The organism is Virgibacillus sp. GM2-2 (assembly GCF_055329585.1).
This window is the reverse complement of record NZ_JBUZWC010000217.1, coordinates 1-211: the sequence shown is the minus strand read 5'-3', so window position 1 is coordinate 211 and position 211 is coordinate 1. Positions and strand designations below refer to the sequence as shown.

Annotated in this window: 1 tRNA gene; it reads right to left on the bottom strand. The window is 55.9% G+C overall.

Annotation, left to right across the window (positions count from 1 at the left end):
- Window positions 1-64 precede the first annotated feature (64 nt).
- Window positions 65-155, bottom strand: a tRNA-Ser gene (locus ACY9Z2_RS19610).
- Window positions 156-211: the final 56 nt, after the last annotated feature.

Here is a 211-nt window from a genome sequence, read left to right as displayed (position 1 = left end):
GAACCCGTGTTACCGCCGTGAAAGGGCGGTGTCTTAACCGCTTGACCAACGGGCCATAAAAAAATGGCGGAGAAGGAGGGATTTGAACCCTCGCGCCGCTCACACGACCTACACCCTTAGCAGGGGCGCCTCTTCAGCCACTTGAGTACTTCTCCATATGGCTCCACAGGTAGGATTCGAACCTACGACCGATCGGTTAACAGCCGATAGC